The sequence below is a fragment of the Paraburkholderia sp. RAU6.4a genome, assembly GCF_050435625.1.
Classification (GTDB): Bacteria; Pseudomonadota; Gammaproteobacteria; order Burkholderiales; family Burkholderiaceae; genus Paraburkholderia; species Paraburkholderia tuberum.
Map to the genome: position 1 here is coordinate 2,931,446 of NZ_JBNDKQ010000003.1, position 21,053 is coordinate 2,952,498.

Here is a 21,053-nt window from a genome sequence, read left to right on the forward strand (position 1 = left end):
TGCAACCGAACCGGCTGAGCCCGCCGACTTTCCAGCCACCGCCCGACACGATCAACCGCGCCCGATGGACAAGATCACCGAACTGAAGAAGGCCAAGCGCACGCCTTTACTGCTGCTGCTCGCGGCCGCCTGCGTTTTCGTCGTCGCCGCATTCCTGCCGCGCGGCCTGTGGGTCGACGGCATCAAGGCCGTCGCCGAGGCCGCGATGGTCGGCGCGCTCGCCGACTGGTTCGCGGTCGCGGCGCTGTTTCGCCGCGTGCCGATTCCGCTCGTGTCCGCGCACACCGCGATCATCCCGCGCAACAAGCACAAGATCGCCGACAACCTCGCGCACTTCGTGCAGGACAAGTTTCTCGATGTGCCGTCGCTGGTCGGTCTGATCCGCCGGCATGATCCGGCGCAGACCATCACCGCGTGGCTCAGCGAATCGGCCAACTCCGCGCGCCTCGGCGATTACGTGGTGCGGCTCACCGGCGGCATCCTCGACGTGGCCGACGACGCGCGCATTCAGAACTTCATCAGGGACGGGTTGCGCGACGTGCTCGCGAAGGTCGATCTGTCGCAATCGCTCGGCGCGATTCTCGACACGCTGACGCGCGACGGCCGCCATCAGGAACTGCTCGACACCGCGATCGATCAGGTGATCGCGGTGCTGCGCGAGGCGCCGGCGCGCGAATTCATTGCCGCGCGCATCGTCGATTGGGTGAAAAGCGAGTATCCGACGATGGAGAAGTTTCTGCCGTCGGTATGGCTCGGCGACAAGGGGGCGGAGGCGATCGCGAGCGCCGCGAACCGTATGCTCGAACAGATCGCGCAGAACCCCACGCACGAGCTGCGCGACAAGTTCGACCACGCGGTGCAGAAGCTGATCGTGCGGCTGAAGACCGATCCCGTGTTCCTGCAGCAAGGCGAAGCACTGAAGCGCTATCTGGTCGAAGGCGAGGCTTTCGGCAGCTACGTGAAGGACATGTGGGGCGAGCTGCGCGCGTGGCTCAAGCGCGATCTGCAAAGCGCCGATTCGGCACTGCATGCGCGTGTCGCCGCGATGGGCGCGTGGGTCGGCCGCGAACTCGCGCGCGATCCAGCGCTGCGGCAATCGCTGAACGATCACCTCGAGGAAGCGGCGCGCGCAATGGCGCCGGATTTCGCGCGGTTCCTCACGCGCCATATCAGCGATACGGTGAAGAACTGGCCCGCGCACGAGATGTCGCACCAGGTCGAGATGAATATCGGCAAGGATCTGCAGTACATCCGCATCAATGGGACGATCGTCGGCGGATTTATCGGCTTGTTGCTGTATGTGAGTTCGCTATTGCTGGAGATGCTGCGGGTGCATGTCGGCTAGCATGCGGGATTGGCGGCCCCTACCGGTAGTCTTCCATGCCGTCGATCGGCCGAAGGACCTCGCACTGTTTGACTGATGCGGTTTCGATCGCAGTTTTGATCAAGGAGTGCGCATCGAGCAATTCTCTGACTCGTGCACGCCGCGTTCGCAAATCACTTCGCATTTCGTCACGCGCAAATCGGACAATGGTCTGTACAAAACGGAAAGTCGAAGCAACCTGCGTCCATGTATTCGGGGCCACGTTCCCTCGCCGCTTGCCCGATGTATTATCAGCCATCCTACTTACGTCGACTGGCTATGTCCGAGAACCTGACACGCAGTGTCGAGGGGAGAGTTGGAGCCACCGGATTCCTCTTCGTCGTCGCGTATGCGGCACTTTCGTTGACAGCGATAGCGCTGGTCGGCCCGTATGGCTGGGACGACGGCGCCATCACTATGGCCTATGCGCATACACTCGGGCGACACGGGGTATTCGCGTTGACATCAGCTTCGGCGCCGGCCGAAGGTACGTCAACTTTGCTCATGACGGCAATGTTGGCGATAGGGCAGTGGATGATGCATCCAGGCTTTCTGGATGCGATCATGACGGCGCAGTTGCTCTCCTTCATCGCACTGAGCGCTACTCTGGTGCTCGTGTGGCGCGCACTTGAACCGTGCCTGCCGAGCCCAACGCATCGCCTCATTGTGGTGTGCTTGCTGGGGCTGCTGCCAGCCTGCCAGGCCGAGATCATCAATGGCATGGAAATGCCGGTCTTTGCGTTGCTGCTGTTTGCGTTCGTGCTCTCCTGGCGCGCGCGATCGACACTCGCCTATGCACTGTTGCCGCTTCTGATGCTGACTCGCTTCGAGGCGGTGTTCTATCTGGGATTCGCGCTTGGCTGGATGGTCGTGTTTTGCCCGCAGGATAGGCCGCATGCCATTCGAATGTGCGTCTGGCTCATGCTTTGCTTTCTGCTGATGACAATCTGGAGGTATCGTGTCTTCGGCACGCTATTGCCGAATACCATCCTGGCCAAGCTGCAAATGCCCTACAGTAAAAAAGGCTGGGACGGCGTATTGGTAAAGCTGCGCGGTCTCAAGGATTTCCTTTTCGTGAATGCCGCGTTTCTGGCTGGCATGTACCTGAGCCGGAAGGGAGAGAAAAAGCGCCGTCTGGATCCGATGCCTGTACTTCTAATATGTTCTTTTGCCGTATTCGCGCTCGTATCGGGAAAAAATTGGGGGTATACCGGGCGGATGTTCATGGCGGTGGTTCCCCTTTTCGTCCTTTCTCTCGCAGAACGCTTTGCGAATATGCGTCAACCATATGTATTTCGTGGGCTTTTGCTGTGCCTTTCTGGAACTTTCCTGTTCAACATTGCGTTGCTGCGCGACAACGTCGACACGGTAATCCTTGGTGCGGCGATGCGTGGCGTGCTGCCCGCTGCGCTGAATGCGGCGGGAGACGCGGCCCGAAAAAGAGCGTGGCACGATTTCCCCGGTGACTGGCGCGGAATTACGCCAGCGAACTACGCGATGACGGGTGCTTCGGTTGATCATCTGCGCGAGTATCTGGGGCAACCGACGCTCAAGTTCATGACGCCAGACGTTGGTGGCGCCGCACTGTGCTGCGAACATCTGGACATTCTGGATTCGGCGCTGTTGACCAACCCATCGCTGGCGCGTCGCGGGTATGCAGGGTTTGCGGACTATCTGAGCAAGGAACGTCCGGAAGTCATCGAAACACATGGCCTTTGGAGCAGCAACAGCGGGATATACTCCGTCGCCGAATTCCAGACGGACTATCTGCCCGCGATTTACAATGGGACGCTTTTCTGGCTGCGTCATGACGTTTTGGAGCGTCTGGTTGCTCGCGGCGTGGCGGCCGATCCTCTTCGCCCGGGGAGGTTGCTTGATATTCGCTATGTGGGAGACAGTCGAGACGCCTGGTATCTGATGCGATTTCCCGCTGTGACGGTACTCAGTCGGTGAACTTCTGTCGGCTTGGAAGCTGTTGCGAGCGCCCCCACGGGTAGCAACGGTTCGACGAGGGACCACAGTTCGTCGGGTATCCATTCTCTGAGCTTCGCCTCATATCGCAACAAACCGAGACAGAATAGTACGGAAGGTCTGCTGAACCCGTTTCCTGACCGCTCGGATGCTGTTCAGCAGCTTCCCGCCAATGCGCGCTCTACACAACTAGAGGCTCGGTTATCAATAAAGTGAGCGCACCGGACCTATCTTTCTCTTGATAGCGATCTCATGCGATTCGCCTGATTGATTTCCTGAAGCGTGAGCGATCGAGCGGTCGCGACCTTTACCTGTGCACGGCAGGCGATCAACGCTTTGCAGAACAGATCGCTTCGCATTTCGGCTTCTTCAAAGGCGTGATGGCGAGCAACGAGCTGCGAAATCTATCAGGCGCTAGCAAAGCCGGCGCCTTGACGGCCGAGTTCGGCCTACAGGGTTTCGACTATTGCGGCGATTCCCACGCTGACGTGCCCGTGTGGAAGCAGGCCTGCAAGGCAATCGTCGTTGGAGGAAAAAGCATCCAGGCTGCGGCCTCCAAAGTCAATCACGCAACGGTCGTGTTTGATAGCAAAAGACCGCTCCTTTGGCTCGTCATCAAAGAGATGCGCGTCTATCAATGGGTGAAGAATCTCCTTATCTTCGTGCCGCTTCTCGCCTCGCACCGGTTTGCCAATGTCGAGGCACTGAGCGCCGACGCAATAGCCTTTGTTTCTTTCTCTTTCTGTGCGTCGTCCGTGTACCTGCTAAATGACATGCTCGACCTCGATGCAGATCGGCGTCATAGCCGAAAGCGCGAGCGCCCCTTCGCATCCGGTGAACTGCCGCTTGCCGCGGGCATCTTTCTGATGTTCGTTCTGATGCTGGCATCGGCAGCCCTTGCCGTCCTGCTGCCGGTAGCGTTTCAACTCGTGCTGGTCGGCTATGTGGCGATGACGCTCGCGTATTCATTCCGCCTCAAGCGGATCATGCTGGTAGACGTGTTCGTGCTGGCTGCACTGTACACCACCCGTATCGTGGCTGGAGGAGCTGCCGTTGATGTCGTACTCTCCGACTGGTTGATCATGTTTTCGGTCATGATTTTCCTCAGTCTCGCCATGGTGAAGCGTTATACAGAGCTCGACAAGATGCAGCGAGAGGGCAAGGGCTCCGCAGCGGGCCGGGGCTATCTGACTGCTGACATGAACATTCTTCGCTCATTCGGATCGGCCTCGGGCTATGTTGCAGTGCTAGTCCTTGCGCTTTACATGAAATCCACCGACGTGACGGTGCTGTACAGCCATCCCCATCGGCTGTGGATACTGTTTTGCCTGCTCCTGTACTGGATCAGCCGCGTCTGGATGGTTGCATTTCGCGGTGAGATGCACGACGACCCGATCGCCTACGCAATAAAAAACCGCTCCAGCCTTCTGACCATTGTGCTGCGCGTAGTTGCAGTGCTCATTGCGATCTAGCCCGCGACGCATGTTGCGTGACCGGCGCACGCGTTCATCGTGTCGCATGTCGGAATGTGTCGATAAGTTCGACAGCCGCTGACGCCATGTTGCCTTTGGTGACCCTGGCATGCGTCGCCCTTCGCTCACGGTCTCGCCGTTGGGTGTTGGCGTTCTCGAGTTCGAGCGTCAAACGGTAGCCAATCCTACTGTGCAGGCGGCGTACGTCGTACCAGCCCTCCTGGAACCAGACGATGCGCGGCCGGCGATCTGAATCGGCCTCTTACCGGTCGCCGCGACGTGGCAAAGCACCCCCACCCCACCAAACCACCTACAATTCGGGCATCTGTCTTGCTGAGGACCAGTGCTCCGCTCGGTCGTCAACGCGTCCCAACCGGAATTCTGCTTACATGAAAATATCGCTACCGCCACCGCAGGGGCGGCCCAACCGCGTTTACCCGCCGGGCACGCCGGGCCTGCATGGCCTCGTGTCGCTGATCACCGGCGTGGTGGTCGTGTGCGGGCTGTACTTCGGGCGGGAGGTACTGATTCCGATCACGTTATCGGTGCTGCTGAGCTTCCTGCTCGCGCCGCTCGTGCAGATGCTGCGGCGTCTGCACATGGGCCAGTTGCCGTCGATCTTCATCGCGGTGCTGTTCGCTCTCGCCTCGCTGCTCGCGATCGGCGCGCTGATCGGCGCGCAGCTCGTGCAGCTCGCGGACGCGCTGCCGCAGTACCAGGAAGCGATCGAGCAGAAGATCGAAACCGTGCAGGAAAAGACCGTGGGCCGCGCCGACGCCCTGATGAGCAGCGCTGCCAGCGCGCTGCAGCGCGTGGCGCCATCGCGCCCCGCACCGCCGCGCCCGACCGGCCGCGCCGCGCGCAACGCGCCGCAGGTGCCGCAACAGGTCGAGGTGCACGAGCCCGCGCCGACGCCGGTGCAACTCGCGCAGCGCGCGCTGACGCCGGCCATCGCGCCGATCGAGACGACCTTCATCGTGCTCGTCGTGACCATCTTCATCCTGTTGCAGCGCGAGGATTTGCGCGACCGTCTGATCAGCCTGTTCGGTTCGCGCGACCTGCACCGCACGACTACCGCGATCAACGACGCCGCCGGGCGCCTGTCACGCTATTTCGTCGCGCAGCTCGGCGTGAATCTGAGCGCGGGCGGCATCATCGCGATCGGGCTCGCGATCATCGGCGTACCGGGGGCGTTGCTGTTCGGCGTGATCGCCGCGCTGCTGCGCTTTGTGCCGTACATCGGCATCTGGATCGCGGCGATCCTCGCATTCTTTCTCGCGGCCGCGATCCAGCCGCAATGGACGATGGCGGTCCTCACGCTGATCCTGTTCATCGTCGTCGACGTGGTCGCCGGGCAGATCGCCGAGCCGCTGCTGTACGGTCATCGCTCGGGCCTGTCGCCCCTCGCGGTGGTGGTCGCGGCGATTTTCTGGAGCTGGCTGTGGGGGCCGATCGGCCTCGTGCTGTCGACGCCGCTCACGCTGTGCGTCGTCACGCTCGGGCGCTACGCGGACCGGCTGAATTTCCTGACCGTGCTGCTCGGCGATCAGCCCGCGCTGACGCCCGCGCAGAACTTCTATCAGCGCCTGCTCGCCGACGATCCGCACGAGGCGATCGTGCAGGCCGAACGGCTGCTGCGCGAGATGTCGCTGATCGACTACTACGACAAGGTCGCGCTCGAAGGCCTGCGGCTCGCGCGCAACGACGCGCAGCGCGGCGTGCTGATGCCCGACCAGTTGCAGCGGATCAACGACGCGCTCGTCGATATCGTCGAGAACCTCGATATTGCCGAAGGGCTGCGCGATTCGCTGTCGCCCGCCGAACCGGCGGACGCGGGTAACGCGCTGCTTGCCGGGACGCCGGACCTGGCGTCGCCGGGCGCGGGTGCCACGGAGCGATACCGCAGCGATCTGCTCACGCGCTCGCAACAGCCGGACGGAGCGGGCAAGGCCGCGGTGTTGTGCGTGCCCGGCCGCGGCGCGTTCGACGAAGTGACGACCGCGATCGCTGTGCAACTGCTGAACCGCCAGGGCTTCGCGCCGCTGATGGCGACGCACTCGGGCTATCGCAGCGCACGCGCCGATGAGCCGAGCTTCAAGGACACGTCGATCATCTGCATCGTGTCGCTCGACGCGCCCGAGTCGCCGCTGTACCTGCGCAACATGCTGCGGCGCACGCGCGAATGGCGGCCACGCGCGACGCTGGTGGTCGGCGTCGGCGTCGGTGACGCGCCGGACGGCAGCGTCGAACTCGATACGGGCGGGGAACTGCATGCGTCGCCGACGTTCCGCGCGATGATCGAGGCATGTCACGCGGCGACGGCTGGGCAGCCCGTGCGGCAGCCGTCGCAGACGGCCAGCGCCGGCTGAGGCTGGGTAGGCTGACGCCGTGACCGCAGTGGTGAAAATCTGCGTCGTGATCGCCATTTGCCGGTCACTGCGCTCGACGCTGATAACCGCTCTTCAATGCGTCCACCACAAGCTCGACTGCCCGGGATGATTTGCGGCGACTTGGATAATAGACGTGATGTCCGACGAACGTGGGAAACCAGTCTTCCAGCACCCAATTCAAGCGCCCGGCCCGGACATGCACCTCGGCCAGGTCTTTGGGCACGTACGCGAGCCCAAACCCGCCAAGCGCTGCGTCCATCATCTGGTAGACACTATTGAAGGTGAGCTGCCCTTCGACCCGCACCTGCAGTTCTCGCCGCCCCTTCCGTAGCTCCCACGGCAGCAGTGAATCTCGCGTTGGCAATCGGAGATTGATGCAGTTGTGCAGCGTTAGATCCTGCGGCGTCTTCGCCGGTGCGGTCGATTGCAGGTAGCCTGGAGAGCCCACGATTGCCATCGTCATGTCAGGCGCGATTCGCACCGCGATCATGTCTTTGGCCACCTGGTCGCCTAGCCGCACGCCGATGTCGTACCGATCCGCGACGATGTCGGCTAACCCGTAGTCATTGAGCAATTCAATCTTCAGATCCGGATACTGGCGCAGCAACGGTTGCAGACGCGGCCAAACGTACGAGTTTGCCGCGTAGTCGGTGGTCGTGATCCGGACAGTTCCGCCTGGGCGGCTCGTCATCGCGCGCAAAGAATCGACCTCCGCTTCGATTTCCTGAAAACGCGGTGCAATCGCCGCCAGTAGCCGTTCGCCTGCCTCTGTCAACGAGACACTCCGGGTAGTGCGCATCAGTAACTGAAGGCCCATCCGCTTTTCAAGGCCGGCAACCGTCCGGCTCAAGGCCGACTGCGAGACTCCCAGTTGCGCGGCCGCCCGCGTGAAGTTGCGCTCACGCGCGACGTTCATGAAGCCGACCAGATCGTTGAAATCCTCTTTCAATTAATGCTCCACAGCATAAGGGCATCCCGATATTGCGATCTAGTCGCATCAATTGCCAGGAGTTAGATTAACAGCAGTGGCATATCGCCCCGACGATACCGACGAGGAACAGTCATGGAATTGAAACGCGCGGGCTCCCAGCCCTCGAAGAAAGGCCCTGAAGAATGGTTGACGGGCACGGTGCGGCTCGACCCGCTGAACGCTCCGCCTCCGCCGGCACGCGTTTCGTGCGCGAGCGTCACTTTTGAGCCGGGAGCGCGGACTAACTGGCATACCCACCCGCTCGGCCAGACTTTGATCGTTACGGCCGGCTGTGGCTGGACCCAGTGCGAAGGCGAGCCGCGCGTCGAAATCCGGGCTGGTGACGTGATCTGGTGCCCGCCTGGCCACACGCATTGGCATGGCGCAACTTCGACGACCGCGATGACACATATCGCCATTCAGGAAGCGCTCGACGGCAAGAACGTCGAATGGCTGGAGAAGGTCACGGACGAGCAGTATGAAAAGGACTGGAAACATGCAAGATCCATTGTCACAAGTTGATCTCACTCCCGTTTCTCCGGCATTCGCGCGTTATACGAGCCAGACCGTGCTCGGCGGCCTCTGGAAGAGGCCGCAACTGTCACCGCGAGACCGGAGCATCGTGACGCTGTCGGTGCTCATCGCCCGCAACCAGACCATCGAGATGCCGTTCTATTTCCGGTTGGCGCTGGATAGCGGTGTGAAGCCTGCCGAGATTTCGGAAATGATCACGCACCTCGCCTTCTATTCCGGCTGGGGAAATGCGACCGCAGCGGCTGTCGTCGCGAAGTGTATCTTCGATGAACGTGGCATCGGTATCGATCAGGTCCCTCGGGCCGATGTCGAGCCGCTACCACTGAACGAAGTCGCAGAGCAACAGCGTGCGCAGGCGGTCGAGCAAAGCTTCGGCTCGGTCGCTCCCGGCGTTGTTCAGTACACGACCGATGTGCTTTTCCGCGACCTTTGGCTGCGTCCAGGACTCGCCCCACGCGACCGGAGCCTGGTCACGGTGAGCGCCCTGGTTGCCAGCGGTCAGGTCGCGCAGATTCCGTATCACCTCGGCCGTGCCATGGACAACGGTCTGACGAAGGACGAGGCGTCCGAAATGCTGACGCAGCTCGCCTTTTACGCAGGCTGGCCGAACGTCTTTTCGGCGATGCCCGTGTTCAAGGATGTATTCGCGAAGCGAGCGGCATAAACGTCGATGCCGGATCGTCCACCGGTTGGGAAGCCGCGTTTTTCCAACCGAGGTGGAAGCTCGTCGGCCCGGATGCTGCACTGGCACCGCGGAAGCTCGAACAAACATCAGTTAGGGACCGCGTCTTCACTTCATACCGATTCTCGAACATATTCGCAGACATGCTGATTCTGCTTTCGCATCGACCTGAAATCACCCCTTTTCAGTTTGCAGTTTGCGCCAGCCACTGGTCCAGGCTCACGCGGCCGATTCGCGCCTCGCCGAGCGGTACGAGCGACTGTTCCTCGACGCGGCCGCCGTAATAGCGCGCACCCTGATCCGTCACAACAGGGCGCGGGTCGCTGACGGACTTCAGATAACGTCTGATGATGGCGGCAAACGGTTCACGGTCCGGGCCCGCGATATCGACTGTGCCGTTCAGTGGCGTGGCGAGAGCGACCTGCGCGAGGATCGCTGCGACGTCGTCCGCGGCTATCGGCTGGAACAGTCCGTCCCCAACGCGCACCGTCCCGCCTTCTGCGCCGGAATCAGCAATCGCGCCGATGAATTCCATGAACTGGGTCGCGCGCACGATCGTATAGGGCACGCCCGCCGCTTCAATCGCCTCTTCCTGCGCGACCTTGGCAACGAAATACGCATTTTCCGGCGTGCGGTCGCAGCCGACGATGGAAAGCGCGACGTGATGGCGTACCCCTGCAGCCACTTCGGCTTTGCCGAGGTTGCGCGTCGAGGTGCGGAAAAAGTCGAGCACCGCCTGAGGCTCCCAGGAAGGGGCGTTCGCCACATCCACTACGACGTCCGCGCCCGCTAGCGCGTTGCTCAGACCTTCCCCCGTCACGGCGTTCACACCGGTACGCGGCGACGCAGCAAGGGCCTCATGACCCGCCTCGCCGAGCAGCGTGACGAGGCGCGAGCCGATCAGGCCGGAACCACCGATTACGACGATCTTCATGGCACATTCTCCAGATGAGAGTCAGTTGACACGGGCAGGCGGCTGGCGGCCGTTGCATCGCGGGAAAGAACTCGCCGCCGTCGCATCGTGTGAGGCTATTGTGAGAAGATCATGAACTATCGAAAAGTGCCAAGAATTGTCGATCGGACCAGGACATCCTGATTCCGGTCTGCTTGCCGGCAAGACCGTGATGACCGTATCGCCTACCGCATTCACCGTCGATATCGATCGGCAGCTCCAGTTGCCGATCTACCTGCAGATCTGCGCGCGCTTCAGAACCGCGATCGCCGCAGGGCATCTGCGTCCAGGCGATCGCGTGCCCGCGCTGCGCAGCCTCGCTACGCAACTGAACACGGCGCGCGGCACGGTTGAACTGGCATATACGGTCCTCGTCGACGAAGGCTACCTCCAGATGCGCGGTGCGGCTGGCACGTTCGTGTCGCCCTCGCTGCCAGCTTCAGTAACGCGCTCGCGTACGCAAAGCACAAAGAGTTCGAACGGCACGCAGAGCGTTAAACCAGCTACCGCAGCTCAGACGCCAGGCGAATCGCACGGCGCTCAACCGGCGCCGCGCCAGCTTGCCATTGCCGCCGCCATGAGCGGCGAGCCCCGGCCGTTGCAACCCGGGCTGCCCGCGCTTGACGCGTTTCCGCTCAAGGTTTGGAATCGTCTCGTTTCGCATCGCGCGCGCAGCGGCGAGCGCGCGATGCTCGCGTACCCGGATCCTGTCGGCTACCGGCCGCTTCGCGAACACATCGCCACGTATCTTGGGCTGTCGCGCGGGGTGACCTGCCTGCCGGACCAGGTGTTCGTGACGGGCGGCTACCGTGCGACGCTCGAGCTCGTGTTGCGCAGTCTCGCCCGCCCGAACGACAGCGTGTGGTACGAAGATCCGGGCTATCTGCTCGCGCGCGGTTTTCTCGCCGAAACCGGCGTGCAGCTCGTCGCAGTGCCGGTGGACGAAGAAGGGATCGACGTCGAACACGGCATACGGCTGGATGCGCAGGCGCGCTTCGCGCTGGTCACGCCGTCGCACCAGAGCCCGCTCGGGCACACGTTATCGCTCCGCCGACGCATGGCGTTGCTGGGCTGGGCAGAGCAAGCGTCCAGCTGGATCGTCGAAGACGATTACGACAGCGAGTTCCGCTATCTGGGCCGGCCATTGCCGGCATTGAAGAGCCTCGATCGTCGCGATCACGTGATCTACTGCGGCACATTCAGCAAGGTGATGTTTCCCGGCTTGCGGCTCGCGTATGCGGTGGTGCCGGAGCGGGCCGTCGAGCGCGTCGGGCGGGTGGCGCGCAGCATGAACGCCGGATCGCCAACCGTGTTGCAGGCCGCTTTGGCCGACTTCATCGAGCGGGGGCATTTTGCGCGACATCTGAAGCGCATGCGTGCGTTATACGCCGAGCGGCGCGTGCTGATCGTGCGCGCGTTGGAGCAGGTGTTCGGCGAACGGCTGATCGTCGAACTGCCGCCAGGGGGAATCCAGTTCGCGGCACAGTTCGTCGAGGGCCCTGATGGCCCGGTCGACGACGTCGCGGTTGCGGCGCGCGCCCGCGAAGCGGGGCTCGCCGTTCTGCCGCTCTCGGTCTGGTACGCGAATGCTCGCACGCGTAGCACGCCGCGTGGCGTTGTGATGGGCTTCGCAAACATCGCCAATGCAGGTGAAGCGGGCCACCTCGCGCGGAGCTTGCGCGCCTGTCTGGACGGCTAACGAGCGGCGAAGGTCCAGGTCTCTATCACTCCTCACGCTCGCGCGCGGCGCTGTACCCAAAATGAGGACAGCCGCGCGCGAACGCCGACGCATACTGCACCGATAACGCAAGCAAACTGGAGACACGCATGACCCGCCCGTTCAAGCCCTATCCGTTCGCCCCGCGCCGCTATCCGGCCGTGGTGCCGCCGCTCATCGACGGACGCGATCCACAAGCGCGCGCCGTCGCGATCGTCGGCGGCGGTCCGGTCGGCATGACGCTCGCGCTTGCACTCGCGCGCCAGGGCGTGCGCTCGGTGCTGATCGAGGCGGACGACAGCGTGTGCACCGGCAGCCGCGCGATCTGCATCTCGCGACGCAGCCTCGAAATCTTCAAGCGGCTCGGCGTCGTCGACGGTTTTCTGCAAAAGGGGCTGGCGTGGACCGGCGGGCGCAGTTTCTATCGCGACACCGAGGTGTTCCGCTTCGCGATGCATCAGGACGACGAGCAGTCGCTGCCGCCGATGATCAATATCGCGCAGTATCAGATCGAGCAGTTGCTGCTCGATGAGATCGAACGGCACGCCGATCTGATCGACGTGCGCTGGCAAACGCGTGTGACGGGCCTCGAGCAACGGCCGCAGGGCGGCGCGAGCTTGACCTTGCGCAGCGCCGATCCTGCCGATCCGCAAGGCAAAAGCTGGCAGATGGACGCTGCGTGGGTCGTCGCCTGCGACGGCGGACGCAGCACGATCCGCGACCTGCTCGGGCTGAAGCTCACAGGCACGACCTACGAAGGCCGCTACGTGATCGTCGATATCGAACTCGACAGCACGCGCGCGACCGAACGGCTCGCGTACTTCGATCCGCCGTCGAATCCGGGCTCGACGGTGCTCGTGCACAAGCAGCCTGACAACGTGTGGCGCATCGACTATCAGTTACGCGACGACGAAGACCCCGACGCCGCCGTGCTGCCCGAGAACGTGATACCGCGCGTGCAAAACTTGCTCGACTCGATGGGCGAAGCCGGCGCGTGGTCGCCGATCTGGATCACGATCTACAAGGCCAATGCGCTGACGCTCGAACGCTATCGGCATGGCAGCGTGCTATTCGCGGGCGACGCCGCGCATCTGGTGCCGATCTTCGGCGTGCGCGGCGCGAACTCCGGCATCGACGACGCCGACAATCTCGGCTGGAAGCTCGGCTGCGTGATCAACGGGAGCGCGTCGCCAGCGCTGCTCGATAGCTATAGCGACGAACGTGTGTACGCGGCGCGCGAGAACCTGAGCTACGGCATGAAAAGTACCGAATTCATGGCGCCGCCGACCTTCGCGTTCGACTTGCTGCGCACGGCCGTGCTCGGGCTCGCCGAGCGGCATGCGGCGGTGCGGCCGCTGATCAATCCGCGCCAGACGCATGCAATCGCGTATCGGCAATCGCCGCTGAACTTCGCAGGCGACGGAGCCGATGCGTTCGATCGCGGCCCCGCGCCGGGTACCGTGCTGCCCGAGGGCAGGCTGCTCAAACAATCGCAAGATGGCGCACGGCTCGGCATTCATCTAACCGATCTGCTCGGACCGTGCTTCACGGCGCTGCGCTTCGACGCAGACCACGCGAACGATGATGACGCGTGGCAGCAACTGCAAAGCACGCTAGCCAGCCAAGGCATTCCGTTCAACCTGATCGATATCGTCACGGCCGAAGCGCAATCGGCAAACAGCCCTCGAGCGATCGACCCAACCGGCCGCCTGCACGACATGCTCGACGCACAGCCGGGCACCGTCTATCTGATCCGCCCCGACGGCCACGTACTCGCGCGCTGGCGCAACGGCAGCGCGGCGGCCGTTCTGCGCGCGCTCGATGCCACGCTGACACAGCAGAACTAACGCGCAAGGACCTTCGACATCATGACCGATTCCGATCTCGACCTCGTCTATACGACGCTGTGCAACACGCTGACCCACGAAGGCGAGGCGCAGGCGTCGCTGTATCTCGCGCGCCTCGCGCTCTTGTGCCTGACCGAACTCGACGACTCGCGGCGCGCGTTGTCGTTGATCGAAGCGGCGAAGCTGCCGGTTGCCGCCACGGCCTGGCGCGGGTAAAAGAAACCGCCTCCCTGGAGGCGGTAACGAGCGGATCATTCTGATTCGCGTCTGCGTCGTTAATCGCGGTACTCGTCAATCTCAATGGTCCCGCCGAGGGCTTCCATCATCGCGCGGATATCCTGTGGAATATCCGGCGCGCGATCTCCGCTTTGATTGCGCCAGTAGCAGAAAAAGCGAAGTCTCACGCCTTTTTCGGCGACGACTTTTGGGAGATCGCCGCGAGCAAGATTTAGTCTTTGGGTGAGATAGCGAAGATGCGGGCTGAGGTCATCGCTGTGTACGTGCCGCTTGCTGCTCACGCCCCACAAGCCGACACGTCCGGGACCGCCAAGACGGCCTGATGGCGTCACAAAGGGCTCTCCTTTCGCTATGGCCGTGTCGGGCGACAATCCAAAATACTCTGTCCAGAAAGTGGGCTCGACTGCATCGCCCATGACGTGAAACGTCGCGTATGCAAGAGGGAGATTTGTCATTGGCGTCAACGCGCGGCGTTTCTTCGTTCTTCGAACCGAGGGCTTAACGACAACCTCACTGCCTCGGATACAAGCCCAACGTACTCGCATGCAGCCGCGCGAGTCCGAGCAACGCATCCGTATAGGGCGTCGGCACGCGCGTCAGTTGCCCGAGTTCGCGCACCGCGCCGACCAGCGCATCGAGTTCGACCGCCTTGCCGGCCTGCACGTCCTGCAACATCGATGTCTTCATCGCGCCGAGTTTCAGCGTGACCGCGTGACGGTCGTCGGGCGCCTGGTCGATCGGGATGCCGAAGCGCGCGCCGATTTCCTTCGCCTCCAGCATGATGTGCGTGACGAAACCGCGCACGAGTTCGTCGCCGAGGATCCGGTCGGTCGTTGCGCCGGTGATCGCGCTGACCGGGTTCATCGTCATGTTGCCCCACAGCTTGAACCACACGTCGCGCTGGATCTGCGCCGAAGCCGTTGCATGGAAGCCCGCCGCCTGCAACAGCGCGGCGAGCAGCTCGACACGCTCGCTCGGCTTGCCCGACGCCTCGCCGACGATCAGCCCGTTGCCCTGGTGATGCCGGACCACGCCGGGCGCGTCGATCAGGCAACTGGCATGCACGACGCAGCCGACCGTCTGCGCGGCCGGGATCGCGGCGGTGATCGCGCCGTCGGGATCGACCGTCTTCAGGCGCTGGCCGGCGAGCTCGCCGCCCAGGCCGTCGCAGAACCACCACGGCACGCCGTTCATCGCCGTCAGCACGATCGTCTCGGGGCCGAGTAGCGGTTTGATATGCGCGGCCACGGTCGCCATCGCCGGGCCCTTCACCGCGATCACGACGAGTTCCTGCACGCCGAGATCGGCCGGCTTGTCGCTCGCCTTCACCTGCTCGGCGTAGATCACGCCGCCTTCGATCAGCCGCAGACCATGCTGGCGCACCGCGTCGAGCGTCGCGCCGCGCGCGACCACGCTGACCCGATGGCCCGCCTGCGCGAGCTTCACTCCCATCCAGCCGCCGATCGAGCCGGCGCCGTAGATCGCTACTTTCATCGCCTGAGTCCTTGCCTGTTGCTGTGATTATTGCAGCGTTGATTGTCGCGCTCTTTTACGCGTGGCTTCAATCATTGCCGGAAACTCGCATCGATCCGGTCGACCCGCCGCACCAGCGCATCGAACACGTCCTGTCCGGCGCCATGGCGCGGATCGAACTGCAGCGCGTCGCGCGAGCAGCGAATCGCGACCTCCTCCGGCACCGGCCGAGCGCGGCCCATCGAGAACGTCGCCACCTGAACTTCGCACGCGCGATTCAGCGTCCACAGAATCGCGAAGGTCTGCGGCAACGTCCGGCCCCACGATAGCAGACCGTGGTTGCGCAGGATCACCGCCTGCCTGTCGCCGATATGCGCGAGCAGCCGCGGCCCCTCTTCCGCATGAATCGTGATGCCTTCAAAGTCGTGATACGCGATCCGGTCGTGCAACTGCGCGCTATAGAAGTTGGTCTGCTGCAGGCCCTCTTCGAGGCAGGCGACCGCGACGCCCGCCGTCGTATGCGTATGCATCACACAGTGCGCGTCGGGCAAGCCCTCGTGAAGCGCCGCATGCACCACGAAGCCAGCCGGATTCACCGGATACGGCGAGCCATCGAGCACGCGCCCCTGCGCGTCGATCTTCACCAGATTGCTCGCGGTCACTTCGCTGTAGTGCAGCCCGAACGGATTGATCAGGAACTGGCGCTCCGGGCCGCTGACGCTTTCGGGCACGCGCAGCGTGATGTGGTTGTAGATCATCTCGGTCCAACCGAGCAGATCGAAAATCCGGTAGCACGCGGCAAGTTGCACGCGCGCCTGCCATTCGTCCGGATGCATCGCGGCCGATCTGGGCGGGCTCGCCGGTTGCGCTTCGAGGGTCGTGGCCATCGTCGGTGTCTCCAAGTTTGTCGTTGTGACGGCGCGCCCGTGCGCGCCGCCCATCATATTCACGCGTGCCGCAACAGCGGCCCGAGCGCCGGAGCGCCGGAGCGCTTCAGGCGCCCGACACCACCGCCGCGATCGACGACGCGACATAGTCCGCGTTACGCGCGTTCAGCCCGGCGACGCACATGCGGCCCGAGCGCAGCACGTACACCGCGTATTCGTTGCGCAGACGCTCGACCTGGCTTTCGGACAGGCCCGTATACGTGAACATGCCGCGCTGCGCGACATAGCGCGCGCGCATCACTTCATCGACGCGTCCGTCGAGCCCGGCGTGAATCACGTTGCGCATCGCCAGAATGCGCTCGCGCATCGCGCCGAGCTCGGCTTCCCACGACGCGCGCAGCGTCGCATCGGCGAGCACGTTGGCGACGAGGCGCGCGCCGTGCGTCGGCGGATTGCTGTAGTTCGCGCGCACCGCCGACATCAGTTGGCCCGCCACGCGCGCCGCTTCGTCGGCGCTCTTGCAGACCACGCTCAACGCGCCGACGCGCTCGCCGTAAAGCGAGAAATTCTTCGAGAACGAGTTCGCGACGATCAGCGGCACGTTCGCGTCGGCGAGCAGGCGCACCGGCGCGGCGTCTTCTTCGAGGCCCGCGCCGAAACCCTGGTAGGCCATGTCGACGAACGCGATCAGCTTGCGGCGCTGCAAAACCGGCACCAGTTCCGCCCATTGCGACGGGCTCAGATCGACGCCCGTCGGGTTATGGCAGCACGCGTGCAGCAGCACGATGCTCTTTTCCGGCAGCGTGTCGATTGCGGCGAGCATTTCGGCAAAGCGCAGGCCGCCCGTTTGCGCGTCGTAGTACGGATAGGTGTTGACCGTGAGGCCCGCGCCTTCGAACACCACGCGATGGTTTTCCCAGCTCGGATCGCTGATCCACATTTGCGAGCCGGGGAAATAGCGCTTCAGGAAATCGGCTCCGACCTTCAGCGCGCCCGAGCCGCCGAGCGTTTGCAGCGTCGCGATCCGGCCTTCGGCGCGCGCCGCGCTGTGGGCGCCGAACACGAGCGCCTGCGCAGTGTCGCGATAGAGCGGCAGACCCGCCATCGGCAGATACGAGCGCGGGCCGATCGCGTCGAGCAGCGCGGTTTCGGCGCGGCGCACCGCGTCGATCACCGGCAGCTTGCCGGCGTCGTCGAAATAGATGCCGATGCTGAGGTTGACCTTGTTCGGCCGGGGGTCCAGCTGAAAGTCTTCGTTCAGGCTCAGAATCGGGTCGCCCGGATAGGCGGGAATATGGTCGAACATGACGGGTCCTTGAAGACGGCCTCTGCAGGCCTGTTGTAGCGGTCGTCCGCGCGCCGCGGGACGACAGGGCAAACCTTGAGTCTAAGCGGGTTTGCCGGGCCAAGTCGACCCGCACCAGTGTCGGTCGTCGACGCGCCGCGCACAATCAATCGATTTTTCATCATTCGTAAGTTTTTCTTTAGAATCGATCGTATGCCTCTTACCCGCGTCACGATCCGTCAATTCGAAGCGTTCCTCGCCATCGTCGATCTGCACAGCATCGGCGCGGCGGCGCAGCGGCTCGGGCTGACCTCGTCGGCGGTCAGCCAGTTGCTTGCCGAACTCGAAACGGAGCTCGGCTTCCGGCTGTTCGATCGCACCACGCGGCGCGTCGCGCTGTCCAGCGCGGGGCAGGACTTTCTGGCGTCGGCCGAATCGGTGCTGCGCCACGTGCGCGCAGCCGCCCAATCCGCCGACGATATCCGCAACCGCGCGGCCGGCATCGTGCGGGTCGGCGCGCCGCTCGTCATCGCGTCGACGGCGCTGCCCGCGGCGATCGCCGAATACGCGCGCGACAAGCCGAAGGTGGTCGTGCGCGTCTGCGATACCGTGGTCGAGCAACTGGTGGAGCGCGTCGAGAGCGGCGACATCGATCTCGCGATCGGCCCGGACCGGCAAAGCGGGCCGCGCGTGCGCTCCGAGCCCGCGTTCGCGAGTCCGTGGGTCATGTGGTGCTCGGCCGCGCATCCGCTCGCTGCGCGCCGCCGCGTGCAGTGGCAGCATCTGCGCGACGTGCCGATCGTCGCGACCGGCCGCGACCACGAGCGCGCTGTCGACCAGATGCTCGCCAATCTGCCGGTCGAGGCGCGCATCATTCCCGTCGATGTCGTCGACAACGTGACCACCGCGTTCGGCCTCGCCGCGCAAGGGCTCGCGGTCACGCTCGCGCCAGCCTATGTCGCACCGCTCGCGCGGACCTTCGGCCTCTTGATGAAGCGCATCGTCGATCCTGAAACGATTCGCGAGGTGTGCGTGTATCGGTCGACCGAGCGTGCGCTGTCGCCATCGGCCGACGGCTTCGCGGATTTCGTGATGCCGTGGTTGAAACGCTGGGATCGGGAGACGCAGGCCGAGGCGCGGGGTAAGCGGAGTTGAAGCGGACTCGAAGCGCGATGCGACGCGCGCTTCGGCGCGAGTTTCGACAGATGTGCAGCTAGAGCTGCATACACAACGCGAACAGTTGCCGCTGATTAGAAATCCCGAGCCGCGCGTACGCGCGCTTCTGGTAGCGTGACGACGCTCGCCCGCTTCACGCCCATCTGCCCGGCGATCTCGGCCGCGCTCGCGCCATCGAGCGTGCCACGCAACACGTCGAGCTCGCGCGGCGTCAGCGTCGGACATGCGCGCCGCACGCGCGCGAGCATCGCCGCACCGGTGCCCTGCTGATGTTGCCCGTTGAGCGCGTATTGGCCCTTCGCCGCATGCGCGAACAGCGGCGCGACGCTTTCGATCCGCTCCAGTTCGCCCGGCGCGAACACGCCGTACGCGCGGTCGCGATACAGGTTGATCGACAGCCACACGCTATCCGCCGGCTGCACGAGCAACGACAGCCGGTCGGATACGTTCGGCTGCGCGTAGCAGGCCGCGCGATACGCTTCGTTTTCGATTTCGCCGCCGCGCTGCTGATGCAGCACCAGCGCATCGCGCAAAGCGGTGCGCCGGCTGTGGTTCGATTGACCGATGATCGCGCGATTGCCGTCGAGCGCATAGAAATGCGCGGCGTAGCGTTCGGCGATGTCGCGCAGAAAATGCCCGCCCCGATGGTCGGCCGCCGACACCGTACGAGGTCGCGCGTCGAACTCATACGCGAAGATCGTGCACTGTGAGACGGGCAGCGACAACGTTTCGCCAACCGTCAGCAGAATGCTCGCGGCGAGCGCGTCGGCATCCGGGTGGGAGATCGCCATGACGAGGTCGGTGGCGCGCGCGGTGCTGATCTGACCGCTGCGCTGCGGTGATGCGAGGCGCCAGGAACGCATGATGGGGATTCGTGCTTGCGCTGCGTGAATTGGGTTGCGGCAAGCGTAGCACAGCGGGCACGCGGTGGCCCACCGGCGTGATCGCCGGCCTGGCGATGCTTTATCGCCGGGTAAACGCCCCCCGCTGCAATGCGACCGTCCTCGGCAATTCGATCGTAAAGGTCGTGCCGGACTCGTCCGTGGATACGACGCTGACGTCGCCGCCATGCATGCGCGCGATCTCCTGCACGATATGCAGACCGAGCCCGAGCCCTTCGCGCGAGCGCGCGCCGTTGCCGTTCGACGCGAACGCCTTGAACAGATGCGGAAACAGCTCCGCCGGAATCGTGCCGCGATTGGACACCTTCAGGCGCACGCAATCCTCGGCGTCGCCATCGACCTCCACGCCGATATCGCCCTCCGGCGCCCCATGATGCAGCGCATTGCTGACGAGATTCGACACCGCCTGCCACACGAGATCGGTATCCCACGCGCCGGCCGTATTGCCGGTGCAGGTGAACACGATCTGCTTGCCGCTCTTCTGCGATGCGAATTCGTCGATGACCGAGCGGCACAGCGTCGCGAGCTCGATCGAGCGCGGCTGCAACGGCAGACGTCCGCCTTGCAGGCGCGCGAGGTTCAGCAGCTGATCGACCATCCGCGCCATGCGCAGGGCGCTGTTCTTCACGCGCGCGGCGACGGTTGCGGTCTGCTCGTCGGCGGCCGTGCGCATCAGGTATTCCGCCGACGCCAGCACCGCGCCGAGCGGCGTGCGCAGATCATGGCTGAGCACCGCCATCAGCATTTCGTTCGCTTCGAGCATCTGGCGCGTCGTCACCAGTTGCGCGGCGAGCTCGCGCTTCTGCTGCTCCAGCTGCACGAACACGTCGACCTTCGACTGCAGGATGCGCGGATCGAACGGCTTGTACAGGAAGTCGACCGCGCCTGCCTCATAGCCACGGAACGTGCGCGACGCGTCCTGCGCGGTCGCGCTCAGGAAGATGATCGGCACGTGCGACGTGCGCGGGCTGCCGCGCATCAGCGCGGCCAGCTCGAAGCCGTTCATGCCGGGCATATTGACGTCGAGAATCGCCAGCGCGACTTCGTGCTTGAGCAGCAGATCGAGCGCGGCGGTGCCGCAGTCGGCGACCAGCACCGCGACGTCGGGCCGCGCGAGCAAGGCTTCCAGCGCGGTGATGTTGTGGACGATGTCGTCGACGATCAGGATGTTCACAGGTGAGTTCGTCATGGCACC

General features: G+C 63.9%; 17 protein-coding genes and 1 pseudogene. 10 read left to right on the forward strand and 8 right to left on the reverse strand.

From position 1 onward, the window contains the following. Positions 1-64 precede the first annotated feature (64 nt). The 4 genes from OKW40_RS38035 (at position 65) to OKW40_RS38050 (ending at position 7,175) form a co-directional block, all read left to right on the forward strand. Complete coding sequence (locus OKW40_RS38035) at positions 65-1,345, forward strand: DUF445 domain-containing protein (protein ID WP_429493932.1); 1,281 nt, start codon at positions 65-67, stop codon at positions 1,343-1,345. Positions 1,346-1,642: 297 nt separating this feature from the next. Next, positions 1,643-3,316, forward strand: a complete 1,674-nt coding sequence (locus tag OKW40_RS38040; protein WP_429493933.1) for a hypothetical protein — start codon at positions 1,643-1,645, stop codon at positions 3,314-3,316. Positions 3,317-3,600: 284 nt separating this feature from the next. Next, positions 3,601-4,806 carry a UbiA family prenyltransferase gene (locus tag OKW40_RS38045; protein ID WP_429494008.1) on the forward strand — a complete coding sequence of 402 codons (1,206 nt, stop codon included), beginning with the start codon at positions 3,601-3,603 and terminating at the stop codon, positions 4,804-4,806. Between the two features lie 389 nt (positions 4,807-5,195). Then, complete coding sequence (locus OKW40_RS38050) at positions 5,196-7,175, forward strand: AI-2E family transporter (protein ID WP_429493934.1); 1,980 nt, start codon at positions 5,196-5,198, stop codon at positions 7,173-7,175. Positions 7,176-7,239: 64 nt separating this feature from the next. Here OKW40_RS38050 and OKW40_RS38055 read toward each other — a convergent pair whose 3' ends face one another. Further along, entirely contained in the window at positions 7,240-8,145 is a 906-nt protein-coding gene (locus OKW40_RS38055) for a LysR family transcriptional regulator (RefSeq protein ID WP_187611430.1), read from the reverse strand. Positions 8,146-8,259: 114 nt separating this feature from the next. Here OKW40_RS38055 and OKW40_RS38060 point away from each other — a divergent pair, with 114 nt between their 5' ends. Continuing rightward, a complete protein-coding gene (locus OKW40_RS38060; protein WP_429493935.1) occupies positions 8,260-8,688 on the forward strand; it encodes a (R)-mandelonitrile lyase in 429 nt (142 codons plus the stop codon). Next, positions 8,663-9,364: a carboxymuconolactone decarboxylase family protein gene (locus tag OKW40_RS38065; protein ID WP_429493936.1), complete on the forward strand. Its 702-nt coding sequence runs from the start codon at positions 8,663-8,665 to the stop codon at positions 9,362-9,364. Before OKW40_RS38060 ends, OKW40_RS38065 begins: the two co-directional genes overlap by 26 nt. 202 nt (positions 9,365-9,566) lie before the next feature. Here the strand turns inward: OKW40_RS38065 and OKW40_RS38070 are convergent, their stop codons facing one another. Beyond that, a complete protein-coding gene (locus OKW40_RS38070) occupies positions 9,567-10,316 on the reverse strand; it encodes an SDR family oxidoreductase (protein WP_429403070.1) in 750 nt (249 codons plus the stop codon). A gap of 190 nt (positions 10,317-10,506) precedes the next feature. Here OKW40_RS38070 and OKW40_RS38075 point away from each other — a divergent pair, with 190 nt between their 5' ends. The 3 genes from OKW40_RS38075 (at position 10,507) to OKW40_RS38085 (ending at position 14,114) form a co-directional block, all read left to right on the forward strand. Next, positions 10,507-12,033 (forward strand): PLP-dependent aminotransferase family protein, encoded by a 1,527-nt coding sequence (locus OKW40_RS38075; protein WP_429494009.1) that lies wholly within the window; start codon positions 10,507-10,509, stop codon positions 12,031-12,033. 128 nt (positions 12,034-12,161) lie between these two features. Next, the gene (locus tag OKW40_RS38080; protein WP_429493937.1) at positions 12,162-13,898 is read left to right on the forward strand and encodes an FAD-dependent oxidoreductase; all 1,737 of its coding nucleotides are present in this window, start codon (positions 12,162-12,164) and stop codon (positions 13,896-13,898) included. A gap of 21 nt (positions 13,899-13,919) precedes the next feature. Then, positions 13,920-14,114 carry a hypothetical protein gene (locus OKW40_RS38085; protein ID WP_184060028.1) on the forward strand — a complete coding sequence of 65 codons (195 nt, stop codon included), beginning with the start codon at positions 13,920-13,922 and terminating at the stop codon, positions 14,112-14,114. A gap of 59 nt (positions 14,115-14,173) precedes the next feature. Here OKW40_RS38085 and OKW40_RS38090 read toward each other — a convergent pair whose 3' ends face one another. The 4 genes from OKW40_RS38090 to OKW40_RS38105 all read right to left on the reverse strand — a co-directional run bounded on the left by OKW40_RS38090 (position 14,174) and on the right by OKW40_RS38105 (position 17,801). Continuing rightward, positions 14,174-14,551, reverse strand: coding sequence for a DUF4279 domain-containing protein (locus OKW40_RS38090; RefSeq protein WP_429493938.1), 378 nt, complete (start codon positions 14,549-14,551; stop codon positions 14,174-14,176). A gap of 94 nt (positions 14,552-14,645) precedes the next feature. Continuing rightward, a complete protein-coding gene (locus tag OKW40_RS38095; RefSeq protein WP_429493939.1) occupies positions 14,646-15,629 on the reverse strand; it encodes a 2-dehydropantoate 2-reductase in 984 nt (327 codons plus the stop codon). A gap of 71 nt (positions 15,630-15,700) precedes the next feature. Then, the gene (locus tag OKW40_RS38100; protein ID WP_090809816.1) at positions 15,701-16,495 is read right to left on the reverse strand and encodes a class II aldolase/adducin family protein; all 795 of its coding nucleotides are present in this window, start codon (positions 16,493-16,495) and stop codon (positions 15,701-15,703) included. Positions 16,496-16,601: 106 nt separating this feature from the next. Next, the gene (locus tag OKW40_RS38105; RefSeq protein ID WP_429493940.1) at positions 16,602-17,801 is read right to left on the reverse strand and encodes an aromatic amino acid transaminase; all 1,200 of its coding nucleotides are present in this window, start codon (positions 17,799-17,801) and stop codon (positions 16,602-16,604) included. Positions 17,802-17,993: 192 nt separating this feature from the next. Here OKW40_RS38105 and OKW40_RS38110 point away from each other — a divergent pair, with 192 nt between their 5' ends. Next, the gene (locus tag OKW40_RS38110; protein ID WP_429493941.1) at positions 17,994-18,935 is read left to right on the forward strand and encodes a LysR family transcriptional regulator; all 942 of its coding nucleotides are present in this window, start codon (positions 17,994-17,996) and stop codon (positions 18,933-18,935) included. 58 nt (positions 18,936-18,993) lie between these two features. On the opposite strand, the pseudogene OKW40_RS38115 reads toward OKW40_RS38110, so the two are convergent. Both OKW40_RS38115 and OKW40_RS38120 read right to left on the reverse strand, forming a co-directional pair. Continuing rightward, positions 18,994-19,819, reverse strand: a pseudogene (locus OKW40_RS38115) (helix-turn-helix transcriptional regulator). A 100-nt stretch (positions 19,820-19,919) separates the two neighbouring features. Beyond that, on the reverse strand, positions 19,920-21,047 hold the full coding sequence (locus OKW40_RS38120; protein ID WP_429493942.1) for a hybrid sensor histidine kinase/response regulator: 1,128 nt from the start codon (positions 21,045-21,047) through the stop codon (positions 19,920-19,922). Positions 21,048-21,053: the final 6 nt, after the last annotated feature.